Below are 15,878 nucleotides of genomic sequence, written 5' to 3'. Positions count from 1 at the left end.
CTTCGAAAGGGCGACTTGACGATCATCAACTCGCCCTTTCTCTTACTTTCTCCTGGTTGTTTCCCCAACAGGGAACGCTTGAAAGCCTTCTCACTGCTTCAAATCTTCGTTCATACTTTCACTTCTGTCAGAATTGATTTTCTTAACTTTGCCGAAATGGTAAACCAAGAGAGCACGGAAATACCGGGACTAAACCTGGCCGACCTAAGACTAAAGGGCTTTAAAGTTCACGCCATTCCCGCGCAAGAGCCATTACCGGTGATCTGCGTGAACCGGCCACCTTGCCACCCGTAACCGGTATGGATGCCGTGATCCACCTTGCCGCACTGTTCCGTACTTTTACCGATAACGAAGGTATTGTCAAAACCAACCGCGAAGGGAGTACAGCATTAGCGCAGGCTGCATACGAAGCCGGCGTCAAACGCTTCGTTTTTACTAGCACCTCCAATGTATACGGTTCAGGATACCACCGCCCTGCAAGAGAAGATGAACAAGTAGATATCAACGATCCCCGTGCCTACTCTTCCAGCAAGATTGCTGCAGAAATGGAATTGATCAACATGCAGCAAAACAGGGATTCGACGTCCGTATATTGCGCCTTGGCTCGTTTATGGTGACAAAGACCCGCACATCGCCGAAGTTATTCCATATATTAAAGCGTTGAATATGCACTCAGGCTCGCGTATGCATATGGTGCATCACCTCGATGTCGCCCAGGCACTGATACTGCTGCTCACAACCGAGGGGTTGGGCGGAGAGATCTTTAACGTGGCCGACGATTCCCCGATCACATTGTATGAACTCGCTAATTCTGTCGGAAAAGCGGCAGAAACTTTTGACGAAACAGAAGGCCCGCCGAACGATCCTTTCAAGGGCGTGCAGTATATTTCCAAACTGCGCAGCAAAACTGGCTTCCGGCCCTTGGTGCCAAGCTACTATGTAGCAAGCGATCTTGACAATTTGTAACTACGGGTACAGCCTGTTGAGCTTTAACGAGCATTCAACCGCTGGTCAGTCTAAATGATTAAGTGGTTAGAAATCGCGGAACACCCTCCTACCTAACCTGTTTTCACACAAGTGACAACAGGTTAGGATTGACAGGAATCCTTATTATCAAGACCGGAGTGAATAATACTAACAAGGACCAATTAAAGAGTCACCGACCCCCGTTTTTTGTAAACGAGATTGTAAACAATTTTTCAAAAGCACTTTAATAACTTAGTTAAAAAACTATGAAAACGCTATTTACTATCTTGGTTGGAGTCGCGGCCCTTACTCAATTGTCTTCCTGCAACAAGAAAGATGATCCTGAATCGCCAGCCACCACACTTGAAATCACGGTTAAAGATGGCAACAGCTGGAGTCCATCAAACACCGCATTAAGTAACTCAAGTGGTGTAACCATTAACCTCTATGCAACGCAAACTGATGTGACAAACAAAACACCCCAATATACTGCAACTACAAATCAGGCAGGAGTAGCTTCAATTCCGGTTGAGTTCAAAAACCAGTATTTATTGACTGCGCAAAAAGGTAATGCCAAAAACACGATCAATGGTTTATTAATTATCGGCATCTTCCAAACGCAAACAGAAATAAACTCTGCTCCCTTCCAAACACCTGTTCCCTCTGTAGGGTCACCAAAATTTTTAGACACTAACCAGGATGGTAGAATTGATGCCGGAGATAGAGTAATTGCAGATATAGTCAACCCTATCCTGAATCAAAATGTGGCAAAAACTATAATTATCTACCAATAAAGCCAGACAGCCCAAGTTAAATTATGCACCTGCAAAGATGAGTAGACTGAGCCCTGCGATAAAGAAAAAGAACATTGCAATTAACAAGCCATGCGTACGTGTCTGCGAATCTCGGAATTCTTTCCAGATAAAAACGCCCCACAAGGCTGCTACCAGCGTGGCACCCTGACCTAATCCATACGAAATAGCTGGCCCCGCCTTTCCAGCGGCGATCAAATTCAGTGAATTTCCCAAGCCCCAGATCAGACCACCTAATACACCGGTAAGATGAGTGCCCAAACCTCCATTGAAATAGGCCTTATAACTCGTTCGTTCACCAACAATAGGCCTTCTTATAAGGATCGTATTGAAAACAAAATTGCTTAACAAGATACCTGTCGAGAAAATAAATACAGCAGTATAAGGGGTCATCTTTCCGGCTGCTGGCGAAACAAAGTTTTCCAGGTCCATAGATGCTGCAATAAAACGATAAAAGAAAGCCATGAGTACACCTGCAGTTATGCAGATTGCGATACCTTTAGCTGATACCTTTTCTTGCAGCCCTATGCTTTTCCTTTTATAAGCTATTGCATTTAGCACTATGGCCACAACAATTAATGCCACACCTGAGAATAACATAAAAGGATCTCCTATTTGTGCTCCGTTATAGTTGATCAGGACTCCTAAAACCAGGGCCAATCCTATAGCTAAAGGAAAGGCAACAGACATCCCTGCTATGGCGATTGCGGCAGACAATAAAATATTCGCAGCGTTAAAAATTACACCGCCCAAAATCGCGCTTAAGATATTTGCACCCTCCGCCTGTTTTATATCTGTCAGAAAATCACGTCCCTGGTTGCCAACACTACCCATAGTAAATGCAGAAACTATTGAAAAAAGTAAGATCCCGATAACGTAATCCCAATAGAACAATTCAAAACGCCAGGTTTTGCCAGCCATTTTCTGTGTGTTAGCCCATGAGCCCCAGCATAACATAGTGATTATGCAGAATATTACTGCAAGAGAATAACTTTCAATGATAAACATATCTTTCGTTCAATTTGGTTCGTAATAATGGTTAGTATTAACTCTGTTTTGAAATCAGGCTTTCTGCGATTTCGGTTCTGAGTGGGGCTGATGATTGAGCCCCTAGCCTGGTTACCGAAATGGCAGAGGCTTGACAGGCGAAGTTCACTGCGTCCTGAAGACTTCTGTCTTCAGCCAGGGCAACCGCAAGAGCTCCGTTAAAAACGTCACCCGCAGCAGTAGTATCCACAGCATCTACTTTGGATGCTGCTACATGAGTAAATTCATTCTCTTGTAATAGCAAAGCTCCTTCCTTTCCCAAAGTAATGATCACAGTTTTCACTCCCCTGCCCTGGATAACCATGGCAGCTTCTTTTGCACCATGTATATCCTTTATGACAACACCAGATAACATTTCAGCCTCTGTTCTATTGGGTGTTATAATCGACACATTACCTAATAATGTCTCCGTCAACTTAGCCGCGGGCGCAGGGTTCAAAATAACTTCTACGCCATTTGACGCAGCTACCTCTGCTACATGAGCTACGGTTTCCAGCGGTATTTCCAATTGCATCAGCACTATCCTCGCCTGCCCGATTAACTCCTCCGATTTTTTGAGATCATCTACGCTCAGTGTAGCGTTCGCTCCCGACGCAACAACGATACAATTTTCCGCATTTTGATCCACCGTAATTAACGCGACACCAGAAGGATGATCAGGATCGGATAAGAGATGAGCGGTATTAATTCCCTCATTTTCAAAGATCTTTACCGACTGCTCGCCAAAGATGTCCTTTCCTGTTTTACATATTAAAGTGACATCCCCGCCTAGCCTCGCAGCTGCAACGGCCTGATTGGCCCCTTTTCCGCCCGGGTTCATAAAAAAAACGCCGCCAAGAGTCGTTTCACCCGCCGCAGGCAGATGCTCTGTTTTAACAACCATATCCGTGTTGGAACTACCAACCACTAAAATTTTATTACTGTTCTTTATCATTTAATTGCAGGTTTAGCAATGGTTAAATATTCTGTTCGATGTTTAAATTATTAATAGCGAATCTTCATCAGAGTTACCGGGCCCGTTAAACCTGACACCTCGTAATTACTATCTGTAGAAAAATTTGTTATCTCAGTATGGCTGAGCCTCTCTTTCGCATTAAGTTTGCTGTCTTTCAACAAGCGGTTTGTCCATGTATTTACTACCTCTACTTCTACAATATTGCTCCCCTTTTTTATAGCCTTTGAAACATCAAGCTGCCAGGGTGCAGTCCATACTGTTCCGGTTTCCTGCCCGTTAACTTTGATCTTAGCCATTCCGTTTATTCGACCTGTATTGAGAAGTATGGTTTCGTTGGGATACGTATTCTCCAGGTAAAAGCTTGTCCTATATACTGCAGAGCCTGAAAATCCCTTAATACGCTCATCGGGATGGTCAGACCAGCTAATCAGCTGATTGAACACAACAGGTTTTTCCGGACCTCCGGGTAATGGGGAATTGACAAAGTTTACCTCCCACGGTGCGGTTAATGTAAGCAAGTGATCAGCAGCTTTAAAGTTTTCTCGTCTACTACCATCGGTCTTCAATACGCCTTTATTAAAAACAACAAAACCGCTTTGATCCGTATCAAGTTTAAAGGGAATGGATGTTTTACCTTCATCATTTTTAAAGCCTGGCAGATCCCTTATGACTCCAGTAACCGGATCCCACCAATAAGGTGATGCATTTGTCACTCTGAATACAGCTGAAAATTCAATTGGGCTTCCAGACTGATTGGTAACAAAATACAGCTCCTTCTCATTCGTGGTCCGGTGTGTATACAATACCTTGTTGCCCACATTCGTTTTCAGATCCGGGGCCAGGTTGATATAATCCAAAGCATCCTGCATGGAAATACCCTCCATCACTAAGCCGTTACCATATTTTCTTACGCCTTTCTTCATAATCGCCCCTCCCCATAAAGCCGCCGCAAGTGCTCTGACACGTTTGTCGGCCTGAGGATAATCCTGTAAACTAGGAGAACTTTCCGGAGCGCTGCCCAAGATCACGGCACCTTCGCGTACGAGTGACTCAATTTTTTCCAGCAAGGCAGGCCGCATGGTTTTGAGAGGAGGAAGAACCAGTATCCTGTACTGTACTCCATCCGGCAGCAAAAGTCTGCCGTCCTTAACACTCAGTCTATTTAAAATTACTTCTGCATTTATATAATCATACGAGTAGCCTTCCGCCAATTCAGGACTTCTTATCCCGGTCATTTTGGGCGCATCTTCTCCAATGAAATAAGCGACGTCATTCACAGGTGTACCTTGCTGAAGCATATAATTACATCTTCTCAGGTAGTCAATAAACGCCTTACCCTGATAAAACCACGTATTTTTCCTATTAAACTCTGTACTAAACCATGTATTTAAACCAGGGTAATCCGACTCATCCGGCTGGTGAACATACAGGTGCAGTAAGGTTTGGTTCACCCCTTCCGTGAACGACCAGTCACCTCTTCGTTTTAGTAAAGCTGGATACCTTGTGTACGCCCCGCCCCCCGCAGTGAATGATTCTGACCACACCCTGCGCTTTCCATAGATATGTGCAGCCGATGAGGCAGATTTGTTTTCGATATTGCCGAGCTCACCTTCATTCCAAAATTCACCGGCTACCTCGTCTGATGCACCGCCGTATTTCAAAAATTCCGAAGGAAAGCCCCAGTGTCCATAATTCTCCAACCAAAGTTTAAGCCCTTGCTTGTTACCAAGCCTCTTCAAACCTCCCACATATTCCGTAGCAACCAGGTCGGCAACCAGTCTTCTGAGATCCCATAAAAACCTGTCCGACTGACCGGCACTTCCTACAATATTGCCGGCCAGCACCGGCAGCCAGGGTAAGGGGTCGTAACCATAAACCCGTTCAAAAGTATACTGCAAACTGTCAGTCCAGTTTTGCGAGCCCATTTCGTAACTATCTGCTACCAAATACTTGAAAGTTGTTCGTTTCTCCGCGGGTATCCGTTCAAGCACTTTTCCAATGAAGGAATCAAAATGGGAGTTCAACTTCTTATGATCCATCTTATCCACTTCCAAACCCCTGCCCTCAGCTGAGGCCGGACTGTTTGTTACCCCAGTGGTGCTCAGACCATAATTTAGAATGAGCCATTTTCCTGGAGGCACATTCCACTTCAGCACGCCCTGCGGATTTACAAACGACTTTAAATTAACTACCTTTTTCGGGTCGATCACCAGTCGTGAATCTGGGATTTCACTTTGTGTCTGCCACTGATACTCACTCCACAGCGGTAAAGGTGTTGCATACATTTTTGCAAGTTGCTTTTCCATGTAACGCTCCAGGTATACTGCCGGAGACAAATTAATCTCTTTAAAGCCAGGGGTTCCTTCAATGTGGCGTAACACAATCCGGAATTCCTTCGAACTAACCGCATCAAAAGCAATCGATACAGGTGCATAAGGGACAAAACCTACCTGTTTACTGGGGTTAATCCTGTTTATGTTAAATGTTCGAATCGTCTCCATTCTCCCGTTACGTAATACCTGCAGCTCTGCGTCGGCAGAGAAGGGAACTTCTGCCGGATACAAAATCAGGCTCCTGACCGTTAAAGACTTAGAAAGCCTCACATGAATAGTACAGCTCTTATCAACTGGCTTAAGGATACAAACTGTTGAAAGATTGGCGTCCGCCAGATTAGACAGCTTGCTAGCAGCTGCGTCTGTCGAGAAATCCGGAGCATAAGTGCTCAATTGAAAACTACTATGTTCGGGAGCAGGCATCGCTAGCGTATATAGATAAGTGGTATCAGTAGTTCGGGGCATTACGTTCATAAGAACCTGCTGCCCGCCTTTTACCAGTAAACTGCTGCTTGTTACGTAACGCATAGAAGACGCAGGCTCTACCCACGGACCACCACTTTGGCTCCATCCCGGGCTGTTAAACATGCCTAAAGTAATTCCATTCTTTGCTGCCGTTTCCATAGCAGTCCCGGTCGCCTTCCACCATCCCTCAGAAAACAGTTTAATATCTCCAAAAGAAGTACCTTCCTCTTTACTAAGTCCAATATTGCCGATAAAAGCCCCGCCGATGCCTACTTTTTTCATGGCATCCAGATCCTTTATAATGCCGGAAGGAGAAATATGATCATTGATCCAATACCAGTACACATAAGGTCTCACAGAGTCTGGCGGACTTAAAAAGCCCTGTGAAAGCACTGAACTTTCTGCTTTAAACTGTGCTTTAACATCGACAAAGCCGGTCATCAAAGCCCATAAAGCCAATGCTGTACGCATATAATTTTTTATGTTATTCATTTAAATATCAGGTTGTTTATAAAAGCCTGCCCACAAGGCAAATCTTCAGGATGTCAAGGCGTCACAGCCCTGATTAATTCTACATAACGGTCTTTGATTTTAGCTCCTTCAGGTCTGCTTGGAGTATGTAAAAAATAGTGCCTGCCATTAATGTCCTCATTAAACTGAGTATAGCCGTCCTCATCAACCACCAATTTGCCCGGTTTACTTACTTGAAAATAATGCACTTCCGGCTCTACAGCAAACAAAACAGAACTGAGGTCCCAGGTTTCCCTATTATAGGGCATGGGAATATACTCCTTATAAGCAGTTACCAGGGGATGGTGCCCCTTATAGCCCAGATTAGCCTCAATAACGGTAGCAGGGAAATGTATACTTGCGCCTACCTCAAAAGGACTAATGTAAATAGGCCCTGGCCAGTCTCTGAATACCTTCCTGGAAGCCGGCAGATCACTGATTATGTTAAATTCCTTTTGTTTCGAACTGCTAAAATTCCCAGCCATGGTACTCAGAAACTTCACCTTTCGTGCTATCAATTCACGCCCATTTAATATCGAATACCGATCTGGCTTAGATTCAAGAACAGCGGCGAGGTTTGATGAGAATCCTACCGAAATAATCACGACAGAGGTATCTTTTGCATTGGCAAGCATACGGCGATAAAAATGAACAGCACTTTCTACATGCTTATAGTTTTTTACCCTACTGGAATATACCAGACGGCCATCTTCCTTATAATCCATTACCTTCCTTGCAAAACTTTTAGCTTCATTTTCCCCCTGCACACCATTCTGCACGGTTGCTATGGGCAACTGCGGGTAACCATACTTGCGCCGCATTAAATCTATAAATTGCAGGGAACTCAAACTTTGCTTATTGTTACTGATACCCAGCAAATTGATTACACCATCGTCCGCATACCTGAAAAGCATCGCCAGCGCCAGTCCATCGTCGACATCATTCCCCATATCTGTCTCAAAGATCACCGGAACATGACTTTCTTTTTGCGCAGAGGCAGGGATGGCATTGGCCATCCCCAGCGCAAGAAGCAAGCAGATTATATTTACTGACTTAAAATTTAAAATCTCCATAAAAAGCCTTCTCAAGATCTTAACTAACTACCCGACTAACTTTACATACTGAATCTGGAAATATCCGTTAACGGGCGTTCCAGGGGTAGCATTGGAAGGATCGATACGTAATTGCTTTAATGTACCCGTCCATCCGGGAACGGTACTCATGTCAATAGTATAGGTGGTAAAATCAGAATACGGGTTCAGGGCGAAAGACACCTGTTTTGCATTATTCCATGCCAGATCAGTGCTTGTTGTGAAATAAATTTGACCAATGGTCTGAGGCGAGGAATTCTTGATCCGAAGCACCACATACCGACAGTTAGAAAGCCCAACATTCAGGTTATTGTCAGACAGCATAAACGCATCAGCCCCTGTAATCTTTCCCGCAATAGAATTTCCCGGGGAGGCAGACCAGCCAAAACTATTGACCTGTTGTCCGGCTGTCCAACCTTCCGGATCAGACATAAAGTTCCAGCCCTGGCTACCGACATGGATATAGTCCATGCTAAAGTTACCTGCAGTCGTGCTGCCGGGAACCGCATTAGAGGGATCTATTCTCAACTGTTTAAGCGTTCCCTGCCATGTTGGAATATCAGCCATGTTTACCGTATAATTGGAAAGCGAGCTGTTTGGAAGTATCGTAAAATCCTTCCTCTTATCCTCAGACCAGCCGGGACTTGCTGTGGTTGTAAAATAAACCTGCCCTACCGTGTTGGCTGAAGCGTTTGTCATACCAATCCGGATCAGCTTTTCTGCACCCATATTGTATCCAACTGAGTTTGCAGAAAGTAAAAAAGCGTCATTTCCCGTCAGTGTACCACGTATTTTGCCTGCATTGTTCCATCCAAAACCAGTGATATCATTGCCTGGCGTCCAGCCTTCGGCACCTGCCGTAAATGACCAGACTTTTACCTCGTTGCTCAGCCATTTTTTAGCGGCCTGAACAAAGGGGCTTGTTACACTATGAGACACTGCAAATGCAGAACTGGCGGGCTCTCTTCCCCAGCCAAATACGGCAACCATAGAGGCCCCATGACCAAACATGTCACCAAAATAGGCGTCCGCTTGTGCGAAAGAACCGTCCGCCCCTATGCTGTATCCTTCGGCATTGGCAAAGTTAGTCTGCTGAGGATCCGCCAGATTGATCTCCGCTTTTAAAGTATTCAGGTTATAGGGGCAACTTACCGGCGACAGCGTGAAACCGGGTATTGAATAATCGTTGACAGCAGTCCAGATCGGTGGAGCGAAGGTAGTTGACAATCCCGGTTGGCTTGATTTTACACCAACAATATGAGAGAAGATCTTTTCCCTTGGAATACCAGAGTCGTAAGCAGTTTTTGCTAAAAATTCTGAATAATCATGGATAACCTGGTACAAGTGGTCCTTGTTGTAAGAGGTAAGCCCTAAGGTGTGCAGGGCGGCATATCCAAATTTATTCGCTTCCCAGCTCTGCATCTGGTCACCTAATACTGCATTTATCGGTAAAGACGAGGGATTCACATTATACAGCGTATTATCAGCCGAGTAGTCTGGAATGTGCGTTTCCCAACCAATAGCCATTCCCGCAAACAAGTATCCTTTCCCGGCTGCCTTTAATTGGTTGTAGCGGGTATTCAGCACAGACAACACGCCGTTTTCCAGCTGATTTTTTACAAATGCTCTGAAGCCGGGAGATTGTAGGTTAGGGAACGCCTGGGCATGCATCCAGGCGCCCCAGTTAAACCAAAAATAAGGCAGGCGTCCATTAGATTGCCCGCCCCAGGTCTCAGCGCCTGAGGGGAACGATACCCATTCACACCACGAGGGATCATTATAAAACTTTGGCGTTGCGCCCCCGCCGAACTCAGTGGTATAATTGTTAATATCATCCAACTGGAAATAAACCGGAACATTGTATTTTTCCGCAATATCGAAGGCTTTGTTAACCTGGTACTGCATTTGCTGAACAGATTGGGTAAGCAGCATCGGCCCGGGTAAACCAAACGCATACTTATAAGGAGACTGCGGGTTCACTGCTCCAAAGATCTGCGGCAGTTCCCCTACAAACGTAAAGGCCGAATTGGCATCTTTACCCGTGTTTTCGCTGTCCGCCTGATCAACACTGGTATTTGTTAGAAAAAAAACAATATAACGTTCCTGTGCAGCGGTCAGGGATGTTGTGCTGTTATTGGGAATATCAATCGCTCTTCCGTCATTCTTTTCCGCTTCAGGTTTTTTACAGGCAAAAACAGTGGCAACTAAGAGTGTTAAGTTGAGATATATTTTTAGGGCTAGCATAGCTTTCTAAATTAGGTTTGCATTCTGTCAGATGATGTTTACCAACCCGGATTTTGATTGAGGTCAAAATCCGGAATAATAGCAGTTTCCCTGATCGGTATAGGCATAATCAGGAACTTATCACTCCAGGCACTTCTCCGCTCTGTTACAAAGCGAGCATAGGAGAAGCTGTTGTTTGGCTGCTTTGTAATTTCCATACCAGTTACCAGTTTGTCCGTCTCATCCAATATTTTCCATCTTCGGACATCCCAGAACCTGTGTTCTTCAAAAGCGAGTTCTACCCTGCGTTCTTTGCGGATACGATCGCGAAAATCCTTTTCCGACAGATCATCCGGAAAGTCAGGCATATTTGCTCTGAACCGTACTTTATTCACCGCATTATGAGCAATGGAGGTGGGCCCATGTGCCTCGTTTTCCGCCTCCGCCAAGTTAAGGTATAGTTCCGCCAGGCGATATTTTTTCCAGCGTGCATCCTCCGGTTGCCCCGATTGTAAGCGAGGATCGATGAACTTACGTAAATAATAACCTGTCCTGGTAAATGCCCAACCTATCGGCGCCTTTAACAGCTGATCTGCCCCGCCAACGTAGGTTTCCATGATATGGGTACTTCCGGCGATGTTATCATATACAGCTCCATTATGCCAAACGGTTGCGTAGAATCTTGGATCGCGTCCCTGGTAAGGTTCCAAGGGATTGTATCCCGATCCAGGATTATAGATTGGCTGGGTATGATCGGCGTCCTGGTATCCGGTAATTACCGGTTCTCCTGTTGCCTGCATATCATAACTATCCACCAGTTCCTGACTTGGAGTTGCCCCCACTTTAAACATTCCGGGCTTGCTTGGTATGCTGTTAATGATACTGAACACAGGATCTGTTTGTGGCTCAAATATTTCGTAAATGGTCTCCTTATCCCTTGGCGAGCTGCTGATATCTGTTTTGCTCAAAAAGTAATCACCATAATTGTCAACCAATGTATATCCTTGGCTAGTTAATGCATTTATGGCCTCCTGTGCCGCCAGGGACGCTGCTTCCCATTTACTTTTGTCGTTACCAGTATTCCATAAGGGGCTTGCATTGTACAACAAAGCCTGAGATTTTACGGCATAAGCCACAGCCTTAGTAAATCTTCCGCGCTCTGCTTCAGTGCTTATCCGCATGGGCATACTGCTGTTCGCAATAACCTCGTCACACTCCTTTGCAATAAAATTAACGCAATCCTGGAAAGCCGGACGTTTGAGGGTAGTATAGTCAAAATCATTAGCGAAAGGTTCTGTCACCACAGGCATCGGACCATATTCCTTAATGAGTTCCCAGAAATAAAAAGCCCGTAACATTTGTGCTTCTCCGCGAAAACGTTCCCTGTTGGCTGCACTTGGGATATTGGCAGTTTCGATATTTTGCAGGAACACGTTGGCATCCCTGATACCCGCCCAAAAAGTTCCAAAATGATAAGAACCCTTACCTCTTTCCTGGTGAATGTGCAAAGGATTTCCACTGGCATTCAGACTGCCTGCCGACCATGCCATTACAGCACCACTGTAAGCGTAAGCTTCATCCGAATAAGGTGCCAGGAAATCAAAAAAGCCATACTTCCAAAAAAAGCTCGGTATGTGTCCGTAAACCCGGTTCAGGTAAGCCTCTGTTCGTTTTTCATCCTTAAATATATCATCAAGTGTGGTTCTGCCATCCGGTGTGATGTTCAGATAATCTTTCGTGCAACCTGTTGCCACTAAAGAAAGCAAGAGGAAAATTCTTAAAATATTTTTCATCTTAAACAGATTAAAAAGTAAAGTTTACACCTAAATTGTATAGCCTTGTGATAGGATAATCCCGGCTGTTCGTCAACTCCGGATCGAACTCCGTAGTAGGTAATTTATCCCATGTAAAGAGGTTCAAACCGTTAGCATAAATCCGCAAACGCTTTGTCCCAATCACGCTGGTCCATTTGGAAGGCAGGGTATAGCCGATTTCCATATTTTTCAATCTCAGATAACTTGCGTCGAGTATAAAAAAGGAATTTGGCCTTTCGTTGGGATTTGACTGCGTAGATAGTCGAGGATAGTTAATGGGCATCCCGCCTGCTGCACGTTCTTCCGTCCAGCTTTCCAGGTGCCTGGCTATATAATTCTTATCACCAAAAACGCCCTGGTCACTATAGTAGTTAGAAACATTTGATATCCCCTGAAACAACACACTGAAATCCAGGTTTTTATAAGTTACGTTAAATGCCGCCCCATACTGGTACTCCGGAACTGTTGAATAACCAATTGGAGCTATATCTCGTTCATTAACCAGGTTATCGTTGTTCAGATCTCTATATTTGAAATCTCCAGGTCTTGATTCATGCCCGCCTACAATTTGCACGGGAGAATTTGCAATATCATTCTGATCAGTAAAATACCCATCAACCACATATCCGAACATCTGACCTATCCGGTAACCTGTTTCCCTGTAACGGTATGCATAATCTACCGGCAACAGTGGTTCGTCGGCATAAATCTGCCTGTTGGTTGCATAATTTACATTAACACGGGCAAGCATCGAAAGATCCCTGTTGAAAGACTTCTTATAGTTCAGCTCAACTTCAAACCCTTTGTTTTCAACCACACCAATGTTTACTGGTGGTAATACAGAGATGGGAAGCCCGTTGAGATCGGGAATTGTCCCCCTGTTACGCAGGATGTTGTCTCTTTCTTCATAAAACACATCTGCTACCAGATTAAACTGGTTGAATAAACCTATTTCCAATCCCAGGTTGTATTTTTTTGCGACCTCCCATTGTAACTGCGAATTTTTCAACAGGTTATAATTAATGGTTTGCGCATTGCCGAGGCTCCCGGAAAAGCCACCGCCGACAACCTGTATATCGTCCAGGTATAAAAATCGTCTGCTGCCGATGCGATCATTACCTACTTTACCTACCGAACCTCTCAGTTTCAGCAAATTGACGACAGTATTATTTTGTAAGAAGGATTCATTAGAGATAACCCAGCTGGCAGAAACTGCCGGAAAAAAACCAAACCTCTGCCCCTCAGCAAACTGTTCGGAGCCGTTGTATCCTGCATTAAATTCCAGGAAGTACCGTGAGCCGTAACCATAAGTGAACCTGGAAGCCAGCCCCATTAACTTGAATGGCAGCTCGTTATTGATCACATTGTTTTGTTGCTGATAAAGCAACATGCCTGAGAAGTCATGTTTCCCAAGATTTCTTGCATAATTTATAAAGCCCTGAAAATTCGACAAAGTCTCAAAATTGCGGCCTCCCCCAATGGCTAAAGGTGTATTCTGATCACTGTTAAACGGCCTGTAGTACACACTGTCGCGCCCATCTGCCCCCTTTAAATTAGGATTTATGATCTGTACATATTTTTCATACTTCCTTGTGGCCTCCAGATTATTGATAGTTCGGGCGTCGAAGGAAACGACAGCCCTCGCTGACAAACCTTTGGAGATAAAGTCAAGATTTTGCTCCATCCCATAGGTTGCTAATACATTACTTCGTTTCTGCTGTGTATAACCCGAGCGGTTAATCAGTCCGTAGGCAGGGTGGTCAATGTCTGAATAAGTAATCACCTGGCCATCGGGAGTGAGCGGTCCCGGTACCACTGCAGGCATCCGGTTCATAAAGTAGATGATCCAGTCTGTTGGGTTGTCGCCACCCAAAGCATAGGGACTATTACGCTGCTCCAGGTAACCCGCTACGTTCAAAAATGCCTTTAAGTTCTTATTGAGGCGGATATCAATATTTGATCTGAAATTATACCGGTTAAGCTTAAAAGCAGGATCATAGCTCAGATCTTCTTCAGTATTGAACTGCCCGCCCTGACTTAAGTAACCGGCATTTACAAAGTACTTGGTCGATTTACTAGCGCCCGAAACATTCAGGTTATACCGTTGCTGAAAAGAATAGTCTTTCACCAGCAGGTTGCGCCAGTCAGTATTGGCGAAACGCAAAGGGTCTTCCTGACTTTTATAATAATCCAGCGATTGGGCAGAATATTCTGCAGGTAATCCGTCGTTAGTAAGCGCCAGGTTTTTTAAGGTTGCGAAATCATAGGCATTAACAGGGCTGATAAAACGAGGAAAGTCCTGCGCGCCGATCTCGGTTACGAAATTGATCTCCGGTGTTTCAGAGGTTCCTCTTTTGGTGGTCACCAAAATGACACCATTGGCTCCTCTCACTCCGAAAATAGCCGTAGATGAGGCATCCTTTAAAATTGTCACCGATTCCACCTCGTTAGGATCAATATAAGTCAAGTCACGTTCTATACCGTCCACCAGGACTATCGGACTTTGTGCATTTACGGTTCCCTGTCCCCGGATAAACAGCTGTGTAATGTCCCTTCCTGGCTGACCGCTGCGCTGAATAGCCGTTAAACCCGGCAACCTTCCAGCTAGCGTAACCGCCAGGTTTGCTGCAGGACTCTGTTTAATTTCCGTGGTCTTAATAGAAGCAATTGCCCCCGTAACCGTTTCCTTTTTCCTCGTACCGTAGGCAACGACAACCACCTCATCCAGGCCACCCGCCACAGCCTTCAGCGACACATCAATACTAAGATTCGTTCCTACCGTAACCTCCTGTGTCTGGTAACCGATATAACTGAAAACCAATACTGATCCAGGCTCGGCCTGAATGGTATAAACCCCTTCGGAATTGGTAACAGTGGCCGTTTTAGTGCCCTTTATCAATACAGACACCCCAATGAGTGTTTCTCCGTTTTCATCTCGGACCGTTCCGGTGACAGGAATTTTCTGGACCTCGGCTGCAGGCTTATCCGGCCTAGGTTTGATGATTACCGTTTTATCCTTAATTTGATAGATCAAGGGCTGTGCGGTAAATATCTTATTCAGTGCCTCTTCAATGCTAAGATCCTTGAATTGTACAGTAACAGGTTTCGCCCTGCTGATTATATCTTTGATATACAAAAAATTGTAGCCGCTTTGTTTTCTCAGCTGCTCTATCACCTCCTGCAAATCTGCATTCTTCGACGAAAGATTTATTTTCTGAGCGAAGCTTGACGCGCTTACCTGCATCAAGCCCATGAGTAATATGATAACAGTTATTCTGATAACTAATAGTGTTTTTCTATACCGGAAAGCTATAGACATAGCAGTCCCGATAAAAGCATTAAAATTCATACTTTCGGTTGTTTGGGTTTATTCAAGATTTCTTTTCGATTATTTATCCGTTTGGTCCAGATATTGAATAGCCCAGGCGTCAACCTAAAAGTGGTGAGACACTTTCAGGTTTTTTCGCTCTAAGCTTCCCTAACAAGAATTCAGGTTGGTCTTATTTTCATATCTTGTTTGTTACTTGGTTAATATTTGGTTAATTCTAGCTAATACTAGCTAACTGCTTAAATAACACATTCAATATCACATTACTATCCTGCGCTATTGTCAGATCAGGTAACACGGCACGGAGCCTTGATAAAAGCATTAAAATTCATAC

The 15,878-nt window shown here is 44.6% G+C and carries 11 protein-coding genes; 4 read left to right on the top strand and 7 right to left on the bottom strand.

What is annotated here, in order from left to right:
- The first annotated feature begins 156 nt into the window (after nucleotides 1-156).
- From J3P37_RS06955 to J3P37_RS06940, 4 genes are all read left to right on the top strand, one after another.
- Entirely contained in the window at nucleotides 157-294 is a 138-nt protein-coding gene (locus J3P37_RS06955) for a hypothetical protein (RefSeq protein ID WP_256010352.1), read from the top strand.
- Entirely contained in the window at nucleotides 282-617 is a 336-nt protein-coding gene (locus J3P37_RS06950; protein WP_256010350.1) for an NAD-dependent epimerase/dehydratase family protein, read from the top strand. The genes J3P37_RS06955 and J3P37_RS06950 overlap by 13 nt, the downstream gene beginning before the upstream one ends.
- 49 nt (nucleotides 618-666) lie before the next feature.
- Nucleotides 667-966, top strand: a complete 300-nt coding sequence (locus J3P37_RS06945) for an NAD-dependent epimerase/dehydratase family protein (protein ID WP_256010349.1) — start codon at nucleotides 667-669, stop codon at nucleotides 964-966.
- A 266-nt stretch (nucleotides 967-1,232) separates the two neighbouring features.
- Nucleotides 1,233-1,760, top strand: a complete 528-nt coding sequence (locus tag J3P37_RS06940) for a hypothetical protein (protein ID WP_256010348.1) — start codon at nucleotides 1,233-1,235, stop codon at nucleotides 1,758-1,760.
- Nucleotides 1,761-1,781: 21 nt separating this feature from the next.
- On the opposite strand, the gene J3P37_RS06935 is transcribed toward J3P37_RS06940, so the two are convergent.
- Genes J3P37_RS06935 through J3P37_RS06905 form a run of 7 tightly spaced genes read right to left on the bottom strand, consistent with a single transcriptional unit; the run spans nucleotide 1,782 to nucleotide 15,565 of the window.
- Nucleotides 1,782-2,786 (bottom strand): GRP family sugar transporter, encoded by a 1,005-nt coding sequence (locus J3P37_RS06935; protein ID WP_256010347.1) that lies wholly within the window; start codon nucleotides 2,784-2,786, stop codon nucleotides 1,782-1,784.
- A gap of 37 nt (nucleotides 2,787-2,823) precedes the next feature.
- The gene (rbsK, locus tag J3P37_RS06930; RefSeq protein ID WP_256010346.1) at nucleotides 2,824-3,759 is read right to left on the bottom strand and encodes a ribokinase; all 936 of its coding nucleotides are present in this window, start codon (nucleotides 3,757-3,759) and stop codon (nucleotides 2,824-2,826) included.
- Nucleotides 3,760-3,809: 50 nt separating this feature from the next.
- Nucleotides 3,810-7,070, bottom strand: a complete 3,261-nt coding sequence (locus tag J3P37_RS06925; protein WP_256010345.1) for a glycosyl hydrolase — start codon at nucleotides 7,068-7,070, stop codon at nucleotides 3,810-3,812.
- A 53-nt stretch (nucleotides 7,071-7,123) separates the two neighbouring features.
- Nucleotides 7,124-8,161, bottom strand: coding sequence for a nucleoside hydrolase (locus J3P37_RS06920; protein ID WP_256010344.1), 1,038 nt, complete (start codon nucleotides 8,159-8,161; stop codon nucleotides 7,124-7,126).
- 27 nt (nucleotides 8,162-8,188) lie between these two features.
- Nucleotides 8,189-10,423, bottom strand: coding sequence for a hypothetical protein (locus J3P37_RS06915; protein WP_256010343.1), 2,235 nt, complete (start codon nucleotides 10,421-10,423; stop codon nucleotides 8,189-8,191).
- A gap of 38 nt (nucleotides 10,424-10,461) precedes the next feature.
- Complete coding sequence (locus J3P37_RS06910; RefSeq protein ID WP_256010342.1) at nucleotides 10,462-12,195, bottom strand: RagB/SusD family nutrient uptake outer membrane protein; 1,734 nt, start codon at nucleotides 12,193-12,195, stop codon at nucleotides 10,462-10,464.
- A gap of 10 nt (nucleotides 12,196-12,205) precedes the next feature.
- Nucleotides 12,206-15,565 (bottom strand): TonB-dependent receptor, encoded by a 3,360-nt coding sequence (locus J3P37_RS06905; RefSeq protein WP_256010341.1) that lies wholly within the window; start codon nucleotides 15,563-15,565, stop codon nucleotides 12,206-12,208.
- Nucleotides 15,566-15,878: the final 313 nt, after the last annotated feature.

Source organism: Desertivirga xinjiangensis (assembly GCF_024436435.1).
Lineage (GTDB): Bacteria > Bacteroidota > Bacteroidia > Sphingobacteriales > Sphingobacteriaceae > Desertivirga > Desertivirga xinjiangensis.
Note: the sequence above shows the minus strand (reverse complement) of the source record. Positions and strands in the feature narration are given on the sequence as shown.

Coding starts and splice junctions, on each gene's coding strand:
- J3P37_RS06955 (WP_256010352.1), top strand. CDS start 157: ATGGTAAACCAAGAGAGCACGGAAATACCGGGACTAAACCTGGCCGAC.
- J3P37_RS06945 (WP_256010349.1), top strand. CDS start 667: ATGCACTCAGGCTCGCGTATGCATATGGTGCATCACCTCGATGTCGCC.
- J3P37_RS06940 (WP_256010348.1), top strand. CDS start 1,233: ATGAAAACGCTATTTACTATCTTGGTTGGAGTCGCGGCCCTTACTCAA.
- J3P37_RS06935 (WP_256010347.1), bottom strand. CDS start 2,786: ATGTTTATCATTGAAAGTTATTCTCTTGCAGTAATATTCTGCATAATC.
- rbsK (WP_256010346.1), bottom strand. CDS start 3,759: ATGATAAAGAACAGTAATAAAATTTTAGTGGTTGGTAGTTCCAACACG.
- J3P37_RS06925 (WP_256010345.1), bottom strand. CDS start 7,070: ATGAATAACATAAAAAATTATATGCGTACAGCATTGGCTTTATGGGCT.
- J3P37_RS06920 (WP_256010344.1), bottom strand. CDS start 8,161: ATGGAGATTTTAAATTTTAAGTCAGTAAATATAATCTGCTTGCTTCTT.
- J3P37_RS06915 (WP_256010343.1), bottom strand. CDS start 10,423: ATGCTAGCCCTAAAAATATATCTCAACTTAACACTCTTAGTTGCCACT.
- J3P37_RS06910 (WP_256010342.1), bottom strand. CDS start 12,195: ATGAAAAATATTTTAAGAATTTTCCTCTTGCTTTCTTTAGTGGCAACA.
- J3P37_RS06905 (WP_256010341.1), bottom strand. CDS start 15,565: ATGAATTTTAATGCTTTTATCGGGACTGCTATGTCTATAGCTTTCCGG.